The organism is Chitinophaga fulva, from assembly GCF_012927205.1.
GTDB classification, from domain to species: Bacteria; Bacteroidota; Bacteroidia; order Chitinophagales; family Chitinophagaceae; genus Chitinophaga; species Chitinophaga fulva.
On sequence record NZ_JABBGC010000003.1, the window covers coordinates 45,643 to 66,462 of the forward strand.

The 20,820-nt window shown below is 50.6% G+C and carries 12 protein-coding genes; all 12 read left to right on the forward strand.

The genetic code is table 11. From position 1 onward, the window contains the following. Positions 1-13: 13 nt before the first annotated feature. The 12 genes from HHL17_RS23425 to HHL17_RS23480 all read left to right on the forward strand — a co-directional run bounded on the left by HHL17_RS23425 (position 14) and on the right by HHL17_RS23480 (position 20,411). Positions 14-3,277 carry a hypothetical protein gene (locus HHL17_RS23425; protein WP_169227283.1) on the forward strand — a complete coding sequence of 1,088 codons (3,264 nt, stop codon included), beginning with the start codon at positions 14-16 and terminating at the stop codon, positions 3,275-3,277. 55 nt (positions 3,278-3,332) lie between these two features. Continuing rightward, the gene (locus HHL17_RS23430) at positions 3,333-6,590 is read left to right on the forward strand and encodes a hypothetical protein (protein ID WP_169227284.1); all 3,258 of its coding nucleotides are present in this window, start codon (positions 3,333-3,335) and stop codon (positions 6,588-6,590) included. Between the two features lie 47 nt (positions 6,591-6,637). Then, entirely contained in the window at positions 6,638-8,104 is a 1,467-nt protein-coding gene (locus HHL17_RS23435; protein ID WP_169227285.1) for a contractile injection system tape measure protein, read from the forward strand. 18 nt (positions 8,105-8,122) lie between these two features. Beyond that, positions 8,123-11,527: an eCIS core domain-containing protein gene (locus tag HHL17_RS23440; RefSeq protein WP_169227286.1), complete on the forward strand. Its 3,405-nt coding sequence runs from the start codon at positions 8,123-8,125 to the stop codon at positions 11,525-11,527. An 11-nt stretch (positions 11,528-11,538) separates the two neighbouring features. After that, positions 11,539-12,096 carry a T6SS immunity protein Tdi1 domain-containing protein gene (locus HHL17_RS23445; protein ID WP_169227287.1) on the forward strand — a complete coding sequence of 186 codons (558 nt, stop codon included), beginning with the start codon at positions 11,539-11,541 and terminating at the stop codon, positions 12,094-12,096. A 1-nt stretch (position 12,097) separates the two neighbouring features. Beyond that, the gene (locus tag HHL17_RS23450) at positions 12,098-13,411 is read left to right on the forward strand and encodes an ATP-binding protein (RefSeq protein WP_169227288.1); all 1,314 of its coding nucleotides are present in this window, start codon (positions 12,098-12,100) and stop codon (positions 13,409-13,411) included. Between the two features lie 141 nt (positions 13,412-13,552). Further along, positions 13,553-13,954, forward strand: coding sequence for a helix-turn-helix domain-containing protein (locus tag HHL17_RS23455; protein ID WP_169227289.1), 402 nt, complete (start codon positions 13,553-13,555; stop codon positions 13,952-13,954). Positions 13,955-14,038: 84 nt separating this feature from the next. After that, complete coding sequence (locus tag HHL17_RS23460) at positions 14,039-16,309, forward strand: heavy metal translocating P-type ATPase (RefSeq protein ID WP_206156158.1); 2,271 nt, start codon at positions 14,039-14,041, stop codon at positions 16,307-16,309. 25 nt (positions 16,310-16,334) lie between these two features. Continuing rightward, positions 16,335-17,390, forward strand: a complete 1,056-nt coding sequence (locus HHL17_RS23465; RefSeq protein ID WP_169227290.1) for a ferredoxin--NADP reductase — start codon at positions 16,335-16,337, stop codon at positions 17,388-17,390. Positions 17,391-17,506: 116 nt separating this feature from the next. Continuing rightward, a complete protein-coding gene (locus tag HHL17_RS23470) occupies positions 17,507-17,719 on the forward strand; it encodes a heavy-metal-associated domain-containing protein (RefSeq protein ID WP_169227291.1) in 213 nt (70 codons plus the stop codon). Positions 17,720-17,732: 13 nt separating this feature from the next. Then, positions 17,733-18,185 (forward strand): DUF3347 domain-containing protein, encoded by a 453-nt coding sequence (locus HHL17_RS23475; RefSeq protein ID WP_169227292.1) that lies wholly within the window; start codon positions 17,733-17,735, stop codon positions 18,183-18,185. Between the two features lie 84 nt (positions 18,186-18,269). Then, positions 18,270-20,411: a multicopper oxidase domain-containing protein gene (locus HHL17_RS23480; protein ID WP_169227293.1), complete on the forward strand. Its 2,142-nt coding sequence runs from the start codon at positions 18,270-18,272 to the stop codon at positions 20,409-20,411. The last annotated feature ends 409 nt before the right edge of the window (positions 20,412-20,820 follow it).

The window sequence follows — 20,820 nt, forward strand, 5'->3', positions numbered from 1 at the left end:
AAGTCATTGTATCATGGAAAAACAGAGAACCATACTTCGCAATATCAAACTGAAACCGCCGGAAGACTTCAACTTCCTGCGGCAACAGGGCATGAACTACATCCAGCAGCTGGGCAGCCGGTTCTGGACCGACTATAACCTCCACGATCCCGGCATCACCACGTTGGAGCTGATGTGCTTTGCCATTACCGACCTGGCCTACCGCACCGGTTTCCCGACGGCTGATATCTTTGCAGCGTACATGGATAAAAGCCAGTTGAACAAACAGGCCTTTTTCCCCGCCCATGAGATCCTGACCATGAATCCGCTCACGGTCAATGACTACCGTAAACTGATGATCGACCAGGAAGGTATCCACAACGCCTGGCTGGCGCCCCGGCATTGCAGTTGCGACGATCACACGCCCCCGGAAGCGGAATCCGGTTGCGCAGACCAATGCAACTGCGAAACAGATATTTATGCAGATGAAAAAAACGGTCTGCTGACCTATAAAAGTCACACCCCTGATGGTAAACAGGCCTTCGAAAAGGTAAACATCAAAGGGCTGTACGACGTACAGATCGCACTGGAAGATGATCCCGTATACGGAGACATCAACGATGGCAGGGTATACCAGACCCTGACCTATGGCACCAGCCGCGCCACCATAGAACTCCGCCTGCCTTCCTATGAGACCATTCTCCAAAAATGGAATGACTGGAAAGACCTGACAGACAATACGATCACCGTGACTGGCGTAGCGTTGAATAAAATTGTTGACAACAACAATACCCCCATCACTGACGTCAATCTGTCCAAAGCCATGCAGAGCGCCATATTCGTCGATCTGCAACTGACACTCAGCAATGCGGCCGTCATCAGTTTCACCAATGCGGTATTAAACATATACCTCTCCTTTGCCGACGCCGGCACATTGATGAAAGCAGACATCACCAACGTCCTGCAACAGGTGCCGGGTATCATCAGCACGTATAAAAACGGGGTGGAAAAAACACATGCCCTGATCAATACCACCCGCAGCAATCTCAACGCACACCGGAATCTTGATGAAGCTTTCTGCCACATTTCGCTGGTACCGATGGAAGACATCAGTATCTGCATGGACGCCGAACTGAAGCCCGATGCGGATATTGAAAAAGTACAGGCAGAGATCATGGTAAAAATTGAACAGTACCTGAATCCTAATATTCCAATTTATTCCCTGGCGCAGCTGCTGAAAGAGAATACTGATATCACAGAGATATTCAACGGTCCGAGGCTGCATAACGGGTTTATCAAAAACGAAGACCTCGACCAGGCCGTTATCAAACAGGAAATACATGCCTCAGACATGATCAATCTCATCATGGACATACCTGAAGTGGTGAGCATTACCAATTTCCTGATGACCAGCTATGATGAACGGGGTGAAGTGATCTATCACAGCCAGCCTTGGGTGCTGCCCATAACGACGGGCCACCAGCCACGGCTATACGTACAACGCAGCAAGTTCCTGTTTTACAAAAACGGGCTTCCCTTCCTCGCGGCCAACGAGGCGGAACTCAACAGCATCCTGCAGGAGCTGCGAAGCAGCGGCGAATATCTCAAAACCACCGGCATCAATAATGAACTGGATATACCTGCTGCTACCATCAGGAATATGGAAGACTATTACCCGGTGCAGTATTCCTACCCGCTCACCTATGGTATCGGGGAATTTGGCCTTTCAGACACGGAGCCGGCCGTACGCAAAGCACAGGCGCGGCAGCTCAAAACTTATCTGCTGTTCTTCGAACAGCTGCTGGTCAATTATCTCGCGCAGCTGCAACATGCCGGAGACTTATTCCTGGTGGACAGCAGCCAGTTGCAGAGTTATTTTACCCACTGGTTGTCAGACAGCGACATCAAAGGTGTTACGGCGCTGTATGCAGGCCTCACACCGGCAGCACTGCAATCGCTCACAGAGCCGGTCAACGGCGGGCTTGCACGACGCAACCGCTTCCTCGATCATCTGCTGGCACGGTTTGCAGAAAGTTTCAGTGAATATGCGCTGGCACGTTACACCAGCATCCCCACAGAACAAACCGCCATGCAAACAGCGCTGTTGCAACTGAAAACAGACTTCCTCAGTAATTACCCCGAAGCAAGCTACAACCGCGCCAGAGCATTCGATTATTCCATCGCCGTTCCCTACGCTCCCGGAAATATTGCCGGACTGCAACGGCGGTTGAACAGCCTGCTTAACATAGACGCCGCTACCAGCTTCGTGATCATAGAACACCTGCTGCTGCGGCCCCGCATACCCGGACAGGTATTGTTGCCCATCTGCCTCGACAGCGGTTGCCATACCTGTTATGATAACGATCCTTATTCGTTCCGGCTCACTTTTGTGATGCCGGGATGGCTGGAACAAAATATGAAAATTGATTACCGGCGGTATGCGGAAAAAACCATCCGCCAGGAAACACCTGCCCACCTTTTACCCAAGATATGTTGGGTAGATAACAAAGCCTGTGATGATACGCTGTTGTGCGATCTGACAGACCTGCTCTGGGGCTTGCAGGTGCCGCTGCCCGCGACTAAAGAGGAAGATAAACTACGCCAGTTGTGCCTGGTGGCGGAAGCAGCGATAGCTGCCATGAACAATGCCTACCGTCAGGCGCTCAGCGCCGGCAACAACGTATTTCCGGTGAAAGCCGAAGCGGAGCAGTTTTTTGATGATAAAGTAAAAGACGGCATCGCCAATGGTGTTCCCGGTATTACACCTGCCAGTATTGATACGGTTAAAGCCTGGATGGTGGACTATTGGCTGAAACACACCAACTGTTTCATCTTCACACGGCTGGAACTGGCCTGGTGCGCCTGGTTGAGCGCCAACGCCAAACTCACCGCCAAAGACAATTATCTCGAAAATACATTGGCGGAAGCACTGCTGAAAGTCAATCCGGGAAAAAAACAAAAGGATATCTGCCAATGTGCCCAAAGCCTGATGGAGCAATATGGTGAAGCCATCCGCCTGTGGGTAACCGCTCAGTTGCCCACCGGCCTGCAAAAAGCAGCGTTCGACAGTATGATCAATGCCATCGCGCCTGCCTGCAACGGCATCGTTACTACGGCTGTCAATGCAGTCTTCACCACTTTTTATGATCCGGATAAAATACAACTGTTACAAACACACGCCACGCTGATACAGGTCATGTCGGAACTGAAAAGCATCTATCCGCCGGCCACGCTGCACGACTGCGAAGACGGCAATGATGTAAACCCCGTCCGGCTGGGCGCTACCGCTATCGGATAAAACCGGCAGAAAAGGATAAAGCTATTGTTAAATCATAGAAGTCATTATCATCATTATGATACCTTCCATCCAAAAGTACCCTCAGTTTGAGGCGAACCAGATACTCACCAACGAACAACTGAACCTGTTGTTCGGGTACAATGATGAACAAACGAGGCTGACCAGAAGCCATCTGATCGGCATCGGTATCATTTGCGGCCTGGATGCCATCACCGCGGCGGATGGAAAGTCCGTTACCATCACCCGGGGCGTGGGCGTCACCTCCGCCGGATACCTCGTGGTCCAGGATACCGACCTGGTGTATACCGCCTCCCAAAACTATTCCCTGCCGAAGGAAATAGCTTATCCGGTATTGCAGAACAACGCAGGGGCCAACCTGTTTCCGCTATGGCAGCTGCTGCCGCAGATACCCATCAGCAACCCCGATCCTTCTGCACGCACTCTCGATAATCCTTTTCTGCTGGACAAAGTGGTGATGCTGTTCGTAGAGCTGAACAAAACCGGCAACAAAAACTGTTTGCCTAATTCCTGCGATGATAAAGGTTCCACCGTAGGCATTACCATACAACCATTGTTGATACGGAAAAGCGATGCAGACAAAATCAAGGCGGTCATCCCCGGCTACCCCGACAAAGCAGCACTGCCGGATATCCGGATGCCCCGCTTTGATGTAGCGAAAACAGCGCTCAATACTACCCCCGATGTGATCAAGGCATACAAGATCATACTCACCAAAGCCTTCATTGACAAGGTATTTGCCAACCTGAAGAAACTATCAGACATATTTGCCTTCCTGAACAGCAATGCCACCGCCCTCGGCAACCTGATACAGAACAATACGATTTTCAGTTATGATACCGACAGTACCATTAAACTGCCGGTGGAATACTATTACCAATACTATTATGATTTTGTCAGTGATCTGGTAGATACCTACAACGAGATAAAGAATAAATCAGGATCTGTACTGGCAACCTGTTGCCCCAACCCGGCGTGGTTTCCGAGGCACCTGTTTTTGAAAGAAGCCATCAATCCGCCATCACCGAGCGCCTATCGCCATTATTTCCTGCCGTCGCCGGCAGTAGCGCGGGAAGAACAACGCACCGAAGAGATTGTGCAGCTGCTCAACCGCCTTTACATGATGCTGCTGACGTTCCCGAAAATAGCGGCTCCCACTATTATTGCAGGCGGCGGGGTCAACAACTCCGACTTGCGGGTCACACCCAGTTACCTCGGCAGCAATTTGTCCGGCAAGGCTATTCCTCACTACTACAGTGAGGATAAACAAAGCAACAACCGGCAATTGTTTGAATACTGGAACTACCGGCTTACCAAGGCAGGCAAAGCGAATCAGAACTTGTCCTATCGCGCCATCGAATATCCTGCCACGGAAGATTTTGTTAAAAATCCGTTGCGGTATGATATCGAGCCATATAACTTCTTCCGGATAGAAGGTCATGTAGGCAAGAACTACAAATCAGTGGTTAACTACCTGCAGGGCATCATCAATAACAACCGGCTGCCTTTCGATATTGTAGCGATAAAAACCGGCAACAAGCCCGATGCCCTTACCGGCAGCACTTTTGACGCACAGTTTGCAGATCTGGAAAGTGAATTTCTGCTGATACAGGCAGACATTATCTGCAAAGGCGGCGCCAACGCCACCATCGACGCTTTCAAAAAACTGACGAAGCTATCGCAGCTCAATGACCCGGTACCGCCCAGTAACCAGACCATGCTGGCCATGTTAAAGGCGCTGACCATCGGTGGTATTCCCTGCGATGTATCTGAGCTGGTAAAACTGCTGGACATCTACAAGACACGAATGACGACATTGCAGCAACAGTTCCTGCTTAGCAACTATGCAGAAAAACATGTGGGGTTGCAGCATAAAGGCGGTGTGCCCACTGGTGGCACGTTTGTGATCGTGTATCACGGTGACGTATCTACGCCGTCACAGCCCGGGAAGTTTTTCGGGGACCTCATCTACCTCGATGCTGTCACCAACAAATACAAACTGGATGAACAGGCCTTTAAGTTTTATCATCCGGATGCCGGCACCGCTTCTGTCATTGGTAGTTTGCTGGGACAAATTGACCCGGCCAATCCGCAGGCGGGTGAGTTCATAGAGAAAACTTTCCAGCCAATTATCGGCAAATACAGAAACCCGGGGCGCAGGCCTTCCTTTGGAGGCAGGGGCATTGTCGGCGGATTTGGAGTTGGCACGCCGGTCGCCCTCGCTGAAGGCATTGTGTTTGCGGACTTCTACCTGCCCTACCAGTGTTGCGGCGATGGCAGTACCATTCAGTATACAATCAACGAAATCTCACAGGCGCTGGCAGTGGACATTACCGGCTCGGAATGCATCGATGGTCAACAGGTGGTGCATTTCCTGGTCACCGGCGGCACGGCGCCGTATAAGGCCAATGGCAATACCGTCAACAGCCGGTTTGATCTTCAATTTGGCAGCAATCAGTCCGGTACCGTTGTAGTGACCGACAACACCGGTGGCAGCGTGACCATACAGGTGCCGGCCAAAACCTGTGAACCTCCTTGTAACCTGCCATGCAAAGGCATCGTTACCCGTTGCCTCTACCCCACCTGGATGGTGTTACCAAACCAACACGTCTATGACGCCAAGCTTATTTTGATTGAAATTGCCTACCTCACCATCACTGATGAAAACGGCCTGGTACTGTTTGATGAACAGTTTGTCAAAGATATTACCGACTACCTCCAGCAAACCGGTGGCATCAAAAAAGCCAACTATCATGATTTCATGAAAGCGGTAGCTGACATGATCAATAAGCGGGTGGACAAGCTGTCCAAGGGCAGCCTGAAGATCGAGTACCTGGTGAAAGATGATAAGGTCAGCGGACAATTCATGATCACCTCCTATCCCTGCCAGTCATTTGACCTGCGGATACGAATGGATATAGATGGCTATTATTACGATTACCGCTATACTAATACCGGTGTGGACGCTCAACTGCAAATCCGTGATCAACACAGCGACCAAACGAGACTGCCTAAATACGGCTGCTTTATCGACGATCAGTGCAAAGGGACCAATATTCAAAAGCCTTGTGCCAATGATACATTGGTGATCAAACGGGAAACAGACACCTTCTACTTTGTTACCGGTGAATTCAAAGCTATCTACTGGATTGCAGAATTCGGAACACCTGGTTTCGGCACAGGGCCGCAGTACCAATTGGACGCCAATAACCGGATGACGGAGAAGCTCAGGGTTATCGCTATTGATAACAATGGTTGCTGGGCATACGCGGAATATCTGCGCGCCAATGGCTAAGTCAGGAAGGATAAAAAATATCCAAATAAACAAATGACCCAATAAACATGCATCTCATTCAAAAACAGCTGGTAGACGTGACTTTCAACGGTCCGGAATCGCAGGCACTGCAACTGCAGCGTGAGCTGTCTGCCCTGTGTGAAAATGAGTTGTTGCCAGCCATCGAAAAAGTGCTGGCGCCCTATGATTTTTTAGAAGATGACCTGATTTTTGATTATCTTAGTATCAGTGTTGAAGACCTGCGGACCAATAATTTCCGGCAGTTGTTTACAGACGCTGTAGCGCAGCAGTTGAAAGCAACGCTTGCGCAAAAGATACCACTCCTTTCAGGGGAAGTATCTGCCACTACCTCCGACGTAATAAGGATAAAAAATAGAAAAAGAAGAGAAGCACAAAGTGCCAATCATCGGAATGTTGAGCAAATACTCTTCCATTTTCTCCTGCATGGCGTATATCCCTGGTGGGTATTGCCGGACAGGGTCAGGGAATGGAAGGGTGTTATGCTCAACATTTTTTTTACGTCCCATCCGCATACCACGCAACTACTGCATATACTAAGAACAGCTCCCATAGCGCGTGAGCGACTGGTAGCACAATTTCCGGCAGACTGGCAGCAACAGCTGCTGCAACAGATCGCCCCGGACGTATATTCCGCTACGTTATCTGCCATCACAACATTGCAACGGTATATTCCGCACATGCAGGATATCACGGAACCGGCTATACGTAAATGGCAACTGGAAATGGTTGCGCGGGAACAGGCCTCCCCTTCAGCGGCAACATTGCTCCCAATGTTGGGAGCAACGCCGGAAGCAACGCTGATAGCCAGCGCGCTGACCAGCCTAACACCAGCAACACTGCCACAACTGCAAAAACTAGTCAAAGCGCACCTGCCCGACCCGCTACAAGCCCGGGTACAGGAACAATTGGAACAACTGGCAGGCATCTCCCTAAATGAAAAAACAAATACCTACCCTATCCGGGAGGAAGAGCATAACACCACTGCCACTGACGGCTACTATGTACATAATGCCGGACTGGTATTACTGGCGCCTTTCATCAGCCGGTTCCTGCAATATTGCGAGGCGGCAGACGACAAAACACTGCTACGGCCCGGCTACGCCACGGCACTGCTGGAATGGCTGGCCACCGGCCGCACAGATGTCGGCGAAGAAGAAATGGTGCTGAACAAAATACTTTGTGGCATACCGTTATCACAAACGATTGAACGCATTACCGCCATTGAACCGGCACATCAGGAAGAAGCGGCCAGTCTCCTTTCGATGGTGATCAGTAACTGGCCTTCCCTGAAAAACACCAGCATGGAAGGGCTGCGGGCCAGTTTCCTGCACCGCCCCGGCAAACTGTCGGTCCGTGAAAATGACGACAACTGGCTGTTGCAGGTAGAAGGGGAAAGCTATGACGAATGGCTGTTGCCCGATATACCATGGGGATATAACATGGTGATACTACCTTATACCCCACATAAAATGATCTGGACAGAATGGATATAACCGCTTAAACCAAAAGGAATGAAAGCAGGTGCAGATGCGGCCCCCAAAACGTCTGCCGCACAAAAAGCCCCCAAAAGCGCCCCTTCATTGAAAAATGAAGAGAAGCCCTTTTTTGCGCCTGCCATGTCACCGGTACAAACCAAGCTGAAAGTAGGCAGCCCAAACGACCCCGCGGAAAAGGAAGCAGATAACATGGCCGATAAAGTAATGCGCATGCCGGCCGAAAAGCCGGCAGCCAATGTCGCTGCAGGAAAGAAAATACAGACCAAAAAAGAAGAGCAACCCAAACTTCAAGAACCCAAAAAGATACAGGCCCAAAAAGAAGAGCAGCCCAAACTTCAGGAACCAAAGAAGCCACAGCCTCCAAAAGCAGATCAACCCAAACTTCAGGAACCAAAGAAGATACAGGCTAAACATCAGCAAGGTAAAATGCCTCTTGCCAAACAGAAAGAAAAGAAAGAAGAGAAGACGGTTCAACGAAAAGGAGAAGGCACTCCTATCACCGCTACCAACGAAATCGGGGAAGGCATCCGCCAGCAGAGCACCGGCGGCTTTACGCTCTCAGACGATACCCGGAGCTTCATGGAAACCCGGTTCAACGCCGATTTCAGCAATGTACGCATACACACAGGGCCGGAATCGGCACAGCTCAACAATCAACTGGGCGCCAAAGCCTTCACCTATCAGAACCATATCTTTTTTAACAATAACCAGTACCAGCCCGATGCACCGGCAGGCAAACACCTGCTGGCCCACGAGCTGACCCATACGATACAGCAGGGACAAAGCATACAACGCGCCGAAGCAGGCAAACCCGAAATGGCCAAACCCGCCACAGCCAAACCAGTCACGGCAGCTCCTACCGCTACTGCCATGGCGCCACAGATACAACGGTTCCTCGGCATCGATATCCCCTCCTGGCAGGACGTGCTTGACTGGCTCGCGGAAAAAGCTTACAACATCCCCGGCTACCGCATGTTCACCATCGTGATCGGCGTGAACCCGATCAATGGAGAATCAGCCGACCGCAGCGCCGCCAATATCCTGCGGGCCATCGTGGAATTCCTGCCTGGCGGCCACCTGATCACGCAGGCGCTGGACAAATACAGCGTATTTGAAAAAGCCGGTAGCTGGGTGGAACAACAACTGAAGCGTTTCTCCGGCCTCTTGGGCGAAGTCAAATCCGCCGTCAAACAGTTCATGGACGATCTCGACTTCCTCGATATCATCCTGCACCCGGTACGTACCTGGGAAAGAGCCGTTGCTATCTTCACCAAACCGGTGAGTGATATCATCGACTTTATCAAAAGCATCTTCCAGGCCATTATGCAGTTCATCCGTGATGCGGTACTGAAGCCGCTGGGTGAACTGGCCGCCAAAGCACCCGGATTTGACCTGCTCTGCGCCGTACTGGGCACCAACCCCATCACCGGCGAAACAGTGCCCCGTAATGCCGATACCCTCATCGGTGGTTTCATGAAGATGATCGGACGGCTGGACATCTGGGAGAATATCAAAAAAGGCAACGCCATACAGCGGGCCTTCGACTGGTTCCAAAAAGCCATGAAAGGGCTGGTAACACTGGTGACCAGCTTCCCCGGACAGTTCATCGCCATGTTGAAGTCACTGGAGGTGATGGACTTCATCATACTGCCCAACCTGTTCAGGAAAGTATTCGGTGTATTCGGCAGCTTTGCCACCGCCTTCTTCAACTGGGCCATGAACACCATCTTCGATCTATTGGAGATCATCTTCTCTGTAGTGGCCCCGGGCGCGCTTCCTTATCTGTCCAAAGTGCGCAGTGCCTTCCGCACCATCATTGAAAAACCGGGAGTATTTGTAGGACACCTGATCAATGCGGTGAAGAAAGGGTTTAACCAGTTTAAAGACCGTTTCGGTAACTGGCTGAAGAAAGCCCTGACCAATTGGCTGCTCGGCTCTCTCGAAGGCGCCAATATCTATATTCCGCAATCTTTTGCACCGAAAGAGCTGCTGAAACTGGGCCTCTCCGTGTTCGGCCTCACCTGGCAGAAACTCCGTGTAAAACTGGTAAAAGCCATCGGGGAAACAGCCGTCGCCGCGCTGGAAACCGGCTTCGACATCCTGAAAACGCTGGTCACAGAAGGTCCTGCAGCAGCATGGGACAAGATACAGGACAAAATAGAAGAACTGAAATCACAGTTCTTCCAGGAGGTCACTACCTATGTTACCGTTACCGTGGTACAGAAAGCCATCACCAAACTCCTCTCCAGCCTCAACCCTGTCGGCGCTTTCATACAGGCTATCATTACCATCTATGATACCATCATGTTTGTGGTCCAGAAGATCAAACAGATTGCGCAGGTAGGTATGGCCGTTATCAACAGCATCGTGGAAATTTCCAGTGGCAATATCGGTAAAGCCGCTAACGCCGTAGAAAATGTGCTGGGCGGCCTGTTGAAGATAGCTATCAGTTTCCTCGCCAATTTCCTCGGTCTGGGTAAGATAGCCGACAAAGTGGTGGAAATCATCAAAAAGCTGCAAGCCCCGGTAGACAAGGCGATGGACAAACTGGTGGACTGGATCGTGACGGCCGGGAAAAAACTGCTGGGCGGCATCAAAAACAAGGTATTGGGGTGGCTGGGCATCACACAGGGCTTCACGGCCAAAGATGGCGAATCGCATACCATCACCTTTAAAGGCAAAGATGCCAACGCCAACGTCTATGTGAATTCCAGGCCCAAGCTGGTGACCGACTACCTCAACGAGCTGGCCGCCATACCCGAAAATGGTCCTTACATTGGCGCAGCCAGGAGTGCATTCGACAACATCGCCAAACTGAAAGCTAATGACCCGGGAGACGATCCGGTTAAGACAGCCAAACAGAAAAATGATATCGAAGCCGAATTCAAAAAGCTCGCTGCTGCATTTAGCCAGATGAAAGGCGGCACACAACAGACTATGGACAATGTGCCCATTGTCTTTAACCGCAGCAGTCTGACCACGCCGGTGGAACATAAAGAATTTGACGACCAGCTCAAAATGCAACAGGATAGGCTGCAACAAATGACTATTCTGATCTGGCTCAGAAACAGAAACACTTTTGAACAGATAGGCAGGAGCAAACAAGGTACCAGGGCTCTGCGGCGCGAAAAAACACTGGAATGGACAAATCTGAAAAACCAATATATAGCAGCAGGAAAAAGCCCTGCTGACGCGGAAAAGCAGGCCGATGCCGATCTGAAAGGCAAAGCCAAACTTCATGTCATTGACCAGGTGGCCGGCGGGTACGACGATGAATTTGCCAAAGCCTCCGGCCTCTCCCGCGTTAATTCCATTATTGGCCCGGGTTGGGTGAATAAGATCCCGCTCATCCTCGAAAAAATCAAAAAAGTAGACCCTAAAGCGCAGGAAACAGCTAAAATAAACGTAACATTATCCTAACGTAATATCATATGCAACAGATCGAAACCTTTCTGACAAACCTACCGCCGGACAAAGGCCCCTTTCCCGCCATCGCGCCCGCTGTGCAGGAAAAATATGCGTCGCTGGTGCCCGGCTTCCTCATCGATATCTGGAAGAACAACGGCATCTGCTCGTTTGGAAAAGGTTTTATCTGGACAGTCAACCCCGACGACTATACGGACATCCTGCCGAAATTCGGAGAGCAGTACAAAGATGCCGTGGCCGTGCTGCGTTCCGGCATCGGCACCGTCTTCTTCAAACAGGGGAATGAATATCTTTTCTTCGACCCTGTATATCTCGACGTATCCTCATTGCAGGAAGTACCGCTGGAAATCATCATGAACTACACCATCGGCGACAAAAGACCCGCCAATGAGCTGTTCTATCAAAAGCTGTATGAACAGGCGTTGAAACGGCTCGGTCCACCGGCATTTGACGAATGTTTCGCCTTTGTGCCCGCCATTGCCCTTGGCGGAGAAATGAGTGAAGAGAACCTCCAAAAGATGAAGCTCAGAGAACAGTTGATACTCCTCACACAGCTGATATAAAATGAACACCTCTTTTCATATACCCCTGCAATACCTCCGTGAATACATTCAGGGGAGGCTATCCCTCCATTTTGGCAAGACGGACAGCGTAACCATTAACGCTGACGCCTTTGTGCATGACAGCTCTCCTTTTGCCACCTGGATGGAAGAAGCACAGCCAGACGCACCGGAGTTTGTCGCCCTGCTGCTGGCGCTGGCGCCACATCTGCAGCCTGGGTTCTTTGAAGATATCCTCCGGGAATATATTCCCGAAGGCGGTGATTTTATTCCCTTTGGCGGCATCAAATCCCAGCATCACCGGGGCATGTTGCCCACCGGCGAAACCCTGCTGTTCGTACTGGCAGGCAATGACCCCGACAAACGGACAGACCTGCAAAACAGTCTGCTGCAGCAAAGCCGCTTTTTCCGCCAGGGCACACTGAGCATTGAACCAGTCAATATAGGCGACCCTGTTATGTCAGGACAACTATTGCTCGCAGCCGAAACGCTCGACTACTGGCTCACCGGCCGTGTCAGCCACCCGCGCTTCTCGCCTGAATTCGCCGCAGAATATATCACCACCGACTTGTTGTGGAGCGATCTCGTATTACAGGAAAACACGTTATCGCAAATACGGGAAATTGAACAATGGGTGGCCCATCACCATACCCTGCTGGATGACTGGCAGATGATCAGGAAGGTGAAACGGGGCTACTGCGCCCTGTTCCATGGCCCTCCCGGCACCGGTAAAACCATGGCTGCCACGCTGCTGGGCAAATACACGCAACGCGACGTGTTCCGGATAGACCTGTCTAAAGTAGTATCAAAATATATCGGGGAGACAGAAAAAAACCTGTCCCGCATTTTTGACCGGGCAGAAAGAAAAAACTGGATATTGTTCTTTGATGAAGCCGATGCCCTCTTCGGCAAAAGAACAGAAATTCGTGATGCGCACGATAAATACGCCAACCAGGAGGTGGGTTATCTGCTGCAACGCATCGAATCATACGACGGCCTGATCATTCTCGCCTCCAATTTCAAAGGCAATATGGACGAAGCTTTCCTGCGAAGGATGCAGAACGTGGTGTACTTCCCCGTACCTGCGGCCCCGGAAAGGCATGTCCTCTGGAACCGGGCGTTCCCCGACAGGATCACCCTGTCTTCCAACATTTCACTGGAACAAATCTCCCAACATCATGAGCTGACCGGCTCCAATATTAATAACATCGCCTTCCATTGCTGCCTGAAACTTATCAGCGATCAACGGATGGAACTCACCGGCGCCGATCTGCAAAGTGCCATCCACCGGGAACTGATGAAAGAAGGTAAATCATAATACTTGTCTCTTCCCTCAAAAAAACAGCCCTTTTCTTCGCCGAAGAAAGGGGCTGTCAAATTTTATAAGTGTTTCTTGTAATTGTATAACACTTCCCACCCCTCTATACACCAATTTTGTCATCATAAAAAAACTGATGACATGCAACCGCTTACGTCCACACCCGAAACCATCACCATGGCCGTAAAACAGCTGACAGAAAAGATCTACGGCGGCGATTTTGTATTTCCGGAACATTTCAATCTGCCTCAGCAGGTGTCCCAATCCCTTCAGCTGGATTACGCCACTGTCTGCCAGGCTTTCCTGGCGATTGAAAATATTACACTGGAAAAATATATAGAAAATCTGCGCACGGAGAAAATAAAGGAATGGCTGGTTTATACAGACGATTCCCTTCAACAGATGGCAGCCAAACTGGGATTTCACAGTGCCCGGCAGTTATCCGCTCATTTTAAGGCCGCTACGGGGCTAAATCCGGGCTATTTCAAGGAAATCCGGAAGTCCAGGCAGTCTATACAGGCCATGCCCGGAAAATCATCTTAAAATTATATACAAATCATCCTTAATCATATAACAACACCGCCTCCCACCGTCGGTACCTTTGTTAAAATTATAAAACAGACCACTATGACCACCTTGACACTAAACGATACATCCAGGGCCACTGGCCATCAACATAAAAAAGGACTGATTAAAGAAACCTATCCCGTGCTGGAAATGACCTGCGCCGCCTGCGCGGTGAGCGTAGAATCCACACTGGGCTCCGTTGACGGTGTAAGCGCCGCCGGCGTGAACTTCGCCAACCAGACCGCCTGGGTGGAATACAATCCCGGCGTTACCACTCCCGAACAATTACGCGATGCGGTGAGAAGCATCGGTTATGATATCGTTATCGAAAAGGAAAACCAGGACGAGATCAAGGAAGCCGCTCAACAGAAGCACTATCAGGCAGTGAAACAGCGCACCATCTGGGCTTCTGTGCTGTCACTTCCTATTGTGATCATTGGTATGTTCTTTATGGATATGCCTTACGGCAACTGGATCATGATGGCGCTCTCCACACCAGTAGTGTTTTTCCTGGGCCGCAGCTTCTTTGTCAACGCATGGAAACAGGCCCGTCACGGTAAAGCCAATATGGACACGCTCGTAGCCCTCAGCACCGGTATTGCCTGGGTATTCAGCGCCTTCAACACCATCTACCCTGAATTCTGGCACCAACGCGGCTTACACGCTCACGTATATTTCGAAGCAGCCGCCGTGGTGATCGCCTTTATCTCTTTGGGTAAACTGCTGGAAGAAAGAGCGAAATCCAACACCTCTTCCGCCATCAAAAAACTGATCGGCCTGCAACCTAAGACGGTGCTGCTGGTAGACGCCGCCGGTAATACCCGCGAAGTGCCCATCGCTAGTGTAAAAGTGAATGACATCTTGCTGGTAAAACCAGGCGAAAAAATACCGGTAGACGGTACCGTTACCGCCGGCGATTCTTATGTAGACGAAAGCATGATCACCGGTGAACCCGTGCCTGTCCTGAAAAAAGAAGGTGAAAGCGTTTTCGCCGGCACCATCAACCAGAAAGGCAGCTTCCGTTTCAAAGCCGATAAAGTAGGCGCAGATACCCTGCTGTCCCACATCATCAAAATGGTACAGGAAGCACAAGGCAGTAAAGCGCCGGTACAAAAACTGGTAGACAAAATTGCCGGTATATTCGTTCCCGTAGTCATCGGTATTGCCATCCTTACTTTCATCACCTGGATGGTCTTCGGTGGCGACAACGCCTTCACCCACGCGCTGCTCACTTCCGTGACCGTACTGGTGATCGCCTGCCCTTGTGCCCTCGGCCTCGCTACTCCTACCGCCATCATGGTGGGCGTTGGTAAAGGCGCTGAAAACAATATCCTGATCAAAGATGCCGAAAGCCTGGAGCTGGCCCATAAAGTAAATGCCATCATCCTCGATAAAACCGGTACCATCACAGAAGGTAAACCTGTTGTTACTGATCTCTTATATGTAGATGACCAACAACATGCTGTTGACCAATCTGTTCTCTTTGCACTGGAACAACAGTCAGAACACCCGCTGGCAGCAGCTATTGCACAGCATCTCCAGCAGGCAGGCGTGAATGGCGTGCCCCTCAGCACTTTCGAAAGCGTTACGGGTCAGGGTGTGAAAGGCACCTACAATGGTCAGACCTACCTCGCCGGTAATAAAAAACTGTTGCAGGAAAACGGCGTGGTACTGGACAACAAATCCGTTACCCTTGCCCAGGGCCTGCAGGCAGCCGCCAAAACTGTGATCTACTTCGCCCGTGGTAAAGAGATACTGGCAGTGGTAGCCATTGCCGACCGTATCAAAGAAAGCTCTGCTGCCGCCATCGCAGCACTGCAACGCCAGGGAATTGAAGTGTACATGCTCACCGGTGATAACCAGCAGACAGCCGCCGCGGTAGCGCAACAGGTAGGCATCACCCAATATACTGCCGAAGTAATGCCTTCTTTCAAAGCCACTTTTGTAAAACAATTACAGGAACAGGGCAAAACCGTAGCGATGGTGGGCGATGGCATCAACGACTCCCAGGCACTGGCGCAGGCAGATGTCAGCATCGCGATGGGCAAAGGTTCTGATATAGCCATGGACGTAGCTAAAATGACGCTGATCACTTCCGATCTGAACAGCATCCCGAAAGCACTGAAACTGTCTTCTAAAACAGTGGCCACCATCAAACAGAACCTGTTCTGGGCCTTCATCTACAACATCATCGGTATACCGGTGGCCGCCGGCATCCTGTTCCCGTCTTACGGCTTCCTGCTCGACCCGATGATTGCCGGGGCAGCCATGGCGCTCAGCTCTGTGAGCGTAGTGTCCAACAGCCTCAGACTTAAAACAGCTAAACTCTAAACTTTACATTTCATTATACAAGACAATGCCTTTATCATACACCTGGTATACCCAACAGGTTATCCGGGAAACAACAGACACCGTCACCATTATTTTCGATACCCGCGGAGAAGACTTTCAATATCTGGCCGGCCAGTTCATCAACCTCACTTTGAGGATTGATGGACGGCCGGTCACCCGTTCTTATTCCCTCAGCTCCGCGCCCGGTACAGACAGCGCCCCCGCCATTACCGTTAAAAAAGTAACCGGCGGTGTAATGAGCAGTTACATTACCGAAAATGCAGAAGCCATCCACAGCTGGGACGTTGACGGCCCTTACGGCGCCTTCACACTGGACGATGACACCAGCGGTTATCATCACCTCGTATTACTGGCCGGCGGCAGCGGCATCACCCCGCTGTTCTCCATCGCGCGGACCGTGGCCCGCCAGCAGCCGGACACGCGCATTACGCTGCTGTACGCCAGTCGCTCCGTTCCGGAAACCATCTTCAAAGAAGCGCTGGACAACTGGGAAGCCCAACACAACAATATCCGCATACAATATGTTTTATCAAAACATACCGCTACCGCAGATGATCCGGCCAATATCATGACCGGAAGGCTCAACAGGATCATCATCAAAAAACTGATCAAACAAACGATCAGTGAAAGCACAGCACCCGCACACTTTTTCCTATGCGGGCCCGCCGACCTGATGAAGATGCACCAGGAATCGCTGACAGCACTGGGTATACCGGACACGCATGTACGCCACGAATCATTTGCCGTGGAAACAACCGCACCAACGATCGCCTTACCCGATAACAGCCAGGAAGTACTGCTGCATTACTACGAGCAAAGCAACCTGCTGGAAGTGCTGCCCGGACAAACGATACTGGCTGCAGCACTGGAAGAAAGGATACCCCTTCCACACTCCTGCCAGTCCGGCACCTGTGGCCGCTGCGCCGCCCGCCTTACTCAGGGCGCCGTGCATATGCAACAGAACTACGCCCTCCGGAAAGAGGACATCGATGCGGGCTATGTGCTGCTCTGCCAGAGCTTTCCGCTCAACAATGAGGTAACGGTAACCATTGAGGAATAACTCCTCATAATTATGTAAAACGATTACCCAATTGTATAACAGTTCAGCTCCCCATCCGATGTAATTTTACATCATCAACAATAACAAAAACATTCAACACCTTAAAAGTTAATAAAATGGAAACAGTTCAATTCAAAACCAATATCAAATGTTCAGGTTGCCTGGAAAAAGTAACGCCCGGATTAAACGAAACCGCTGGTGCTGATAACTGGGAAGTGGACCTGCAATCTCCTGATAAAGTACTCACTATTTCCGCTGACAATGTAGATGCAGCCGCCATCCGCAAAGCAGTTGAAACAGCCGGTTATAAAGCCGAAACTATCGCCTAAAAAAACTACAGATATGAAAAAGTTTATTCTTGCCGCATCGATGCTCACCGCTCTCTTTTCCTTCCGTGGTGAAGCCCAGGACAAAGGACAATCTCCCCTCCTGACCAATTACTACAGCATCAAAGATGCACTGGTAAGTGGCAATGCCGATAACGCAGCCAGCGCAGCCGCTTCTTTTGTTCAGGCCGCCAAAACATCAGACGCGTCCGTTAAGGACAAACTGATCGCCGATGCGTCCGGTATCTCCGGTACCAAAGACCTGGCCCGTCAACGGGAAGCTTTCAAAACCCTGTCTGACGACCTCTATCAGCTGGCTAAATCATCCAAACTGTCTGATCAGCCAATATACCAGGACTATTGCCCGATGAAAAAGGCCTCCTGGCTGAGCAGCAGCACCGCTATCAAAAACCCGTACTATGGCAGTCAGATGCTGAGCTGCGGTAAAATAAACGATACCATCAAATAACAGCACTGGCAAGGGAGCCGGGCCCTCTTCCCGCTCCCTTTGCCGCTTTGCTGACCTCCCGCCTTCTGTCGACAAATATCTTTTATGAAACAGCTTTTCGCACTACTCCTACTGCTTTTTACCAGTCACACTGTCCTTGCACAAAAAACCATCCGTTACGATCTTTATGTGGGCGATACCATGGTCCACTATTCCGGAAAAATGAAGCATGCACTGGCCATCAATGGTACCATCCCCGGTCCTACCCTGCACTTCACCGAAGGAGATACTGCCGAGATATATGTTCACAATACCCTGCACGAAGAAACTTCCATCCACTGGCACGGCCTGATACTGCCCAACCAGGAAGATGGTGTGCCCTACCTGACCACACAACCTATTAAAGCCGGACAAACACACAAGTTCCGTTTTCCGATAGTACAACACGGTACCTACTGGTACCATAGCCATACCATGTTCCAGGAACAAAGCGGCATGTACGGCTCCATCGTTTTTCACAAAAGAGATGCCGCCCCGCAGAAGGAAGAAGTGGTGTTACTGAGCGACTGGACCGACATCCATCCGCATCAGGTGAACCGTATGCTGCATAATGCAAGCGACTGGTTTGCCATCAAAAAGGGATCTACCCAGAGTTATGCCGAAGCCATTAAAAAAGGATATTTCGGCACTAAAGTCACCAACGAATGGAAACGCATGAACGCCATGGACGTAAGTGACGTGTACTATGAGCGTTTCCTCACCAACGGCCAGCCACAGGCGGCAGCGCCCACCTACAAAGCCGGCGATAAAGTACGGCTGCGGGTCATTAACGGCAGCTCTTCCACCTATTTCTGGCTCAACTATGGCGGCGGCAAACTCACTGTGGTAGCCAACGACGGGGCCGATGTGGAACCGGTGGAAGTAGACCGTTTGCTGGTAGGCGTTTCCGAAACATACGATGTGATCGTCACCATCCCGGACAACAAAAGTTACGAGTTCCTCGCCACCGCCGAAGACCGTACCAAAAGCACCTCGCTTTGGTTGGGCACCGGTGATAAAGTAGCAGCCCGTCATCTCCCTAAACTCAAATACTTCGAAGGGATGAAAATGATGAACGATATGATGCGCATGGATGGCAACCTCGATACCAGCGGTGGTATGATGATGACCAACCAGACGATGGACATGAACACCGTCATGTATCCTGAGATCACCAACCCGGATTCCACCGCCGGCGATATCGTGACGCTCAACTACGGTATGCTCAAAGCACCGGAAGAAACCACGCTGCCGGCCGGGCCCACCAGGGAGTTTAAATTTGAATTGACCGGCAACATGAACCGTTATGTATGGACCATCAACAATAAAACCGTTTCCGAAACAGATAAAATCCTGATCAAAAAAGGAGAAAATGTCCGCATTGTTCTGTACAACAATACCATGATGCGCCACCCGATGCACCTGCATGGTCATTTCTTCCGGGTACTCAACGGCCAGGGCGAATACTCCCCGCTGAAAACCGTGCTGGACATCATGCCGATGGAAGTAGACACCATCGAGTTTGCAGCCACAGAGAGCGGTGACTGGTTCTTCCATTGCCATATCCTGTACCATATGATGAGCGGTATGGGCCGTGTGTTCAGCTACGAAGACTCCCCTCCCAATCCGCAGGTACCAGACCCGGTGAAGGCTTATCGTATGCTGAAACGCGACGACCGTATGCTGCACTTCATGGGACAGGTAGGACTGGAAAGCAACGGCAGCGACGGTGAAATCATGCTCTCCAATACACGCTACCGCCTCTCCGCTGAATGGCGTTTAGGCCTCAACGATAGACATGGTTACGAAAACGAAACACATTTCGGCCGGTACTTTGGTAAGAATCAATGGCTGCTCGGTTATGTAGGCTGGGACGTACGTTACCGTAAAATGGGAGATGACGACGAAAAGAACCTGTTTGGCCAGCGCAACACCAAAGACTTCCGGCAGGTACTGCACCTCGGTGTACAATACACGCTCCCGATGCTTATCCTGGCAGATGCCTCCCTTGATACCGACGGCAGGCTGCGTATACAGCTGATGCGCGATGATGTGCCCATCACGAGAAGATTACGGTTCAACTTCATGGTCAATACCGACAAGGAGTACATGGCCGGTTTCCGGTACATCTTCACCCGCAACTTCGCCCTTTCCACACACTATGACAGCGACATGGGCTTTGGCGCAGGGATAACGTTGTCTTATTAATCAACAGATAAATAAAAAAATAATCAGGCCCCGGGGTTAAACCCTGGGGCCTGATTATTTGAAACCGATATTAATCAACGTGCCCCCATTCAGGGTCCCAGGGCTGAAGCCCTGGGCTAAGATGTTGTTCAAATCCTTTAAAATTGTGGTTTCTGGCATTTATGAGAAAGCTTCTCCGTTCTTGTGGCTACGATGATGTTCCTCCTGAACGATAACACCTGTCATGGAAAGAAATTGAACAACATCTTAGCCCGGGGCTTCAGCCCTGGGACGCCAAAATCAAATCAAAACCAAATCGAACCAATTCAAACCAATCAAAATCAATTCGAATCAATCAATTTAATTCAAACAATTCGATGCAAACCCAATCGAATCCAATCAAATCGAATAAAATATATATTATATTCGA

Bases quoted from the DNA above. Each gene is read 5' to 3' on its own strand.
- HHL17_RS23425 (WP_169227283.1), top strand. From the start codon at position 14: ATGGAAAAACAGAGAACCATACTTCGCAATATCAAACTGAAACCGCCG.
- HHL17_RS23430 (WP_169227284.1), top strand. From the start codon at position 3,333: ATGATACCTTCCATCCAAAAGTACCCTCAGTTTGAGGCGAACCAGATA.
- HHL17_RS23435 (WP_169227285.1), top strand. From the start codon at position 6,638: ATGCATCTCATTCAAAAACAGCTGGTAGACGTGACTTTCAACGGTCCG.
- HHL17_RS23440 (WP_169227286.1), top strand. From the start codon at position 8,123: ATGAAAGCAGGTGCAGATGCGGCCCCCAAAACGTCTGCCGCACAAAAA.
- HHL17_RS23445 (WP_169227287.1), top strand. From the start codon at position 11,539: ATGCAACAGATCGAAACCTTTCTGACAAACCTACCGCCGGACAAAGGC.
- HHL17_RS23450 (WP_169227288.1), top strand. From the start codon at position 12,098: ATGAACACCTCTTTTCATATACCCCTGCAATACCTCCGTGAATACATT.
- HHL17_RS23455 (WP_169227289.1), top strand. From the start codon at position 13,553: ATGCAACCGCTTACGTCCACACCCGAAACCATCACCATGGCCGTAAAA.
- HHL17_RS23460 (WP_206156158.1), top strand. From the start codon at position 14,039: ATGACCACCTTGACACTAAACGATACATCCAGGGCCACTGGCCATCAA.
- HHL17_RS23465 (WP_169227290.1), top strand. From the start codon at position 16,335: ATGCCTTTATCATACACCTGGTATACCCAACAGGTTATCCGGGAAACA.
- HHL17_RS23470 (WP_169227291.1), top strand. From the start codon at position 17,507: ATGGAAACAGTTCAATTCAAAACCAATATCAAATGTTCAGGTTGCCTG.
- HHL17_RS23475 (WP_169227292.1), top strand. From the start codon at position 17,733: ATGAAAAAGTTTATTCTTGCCGCATCGATGCTCACCGCTCTCTTTTCC.
- HHL17_RS23480 (WP_169227293.1), top strand. From the start codon at position 18,270: ATGAAACAGCTTTTCGCACTACTCCTACTGCTTTTTACCAGTCACACT.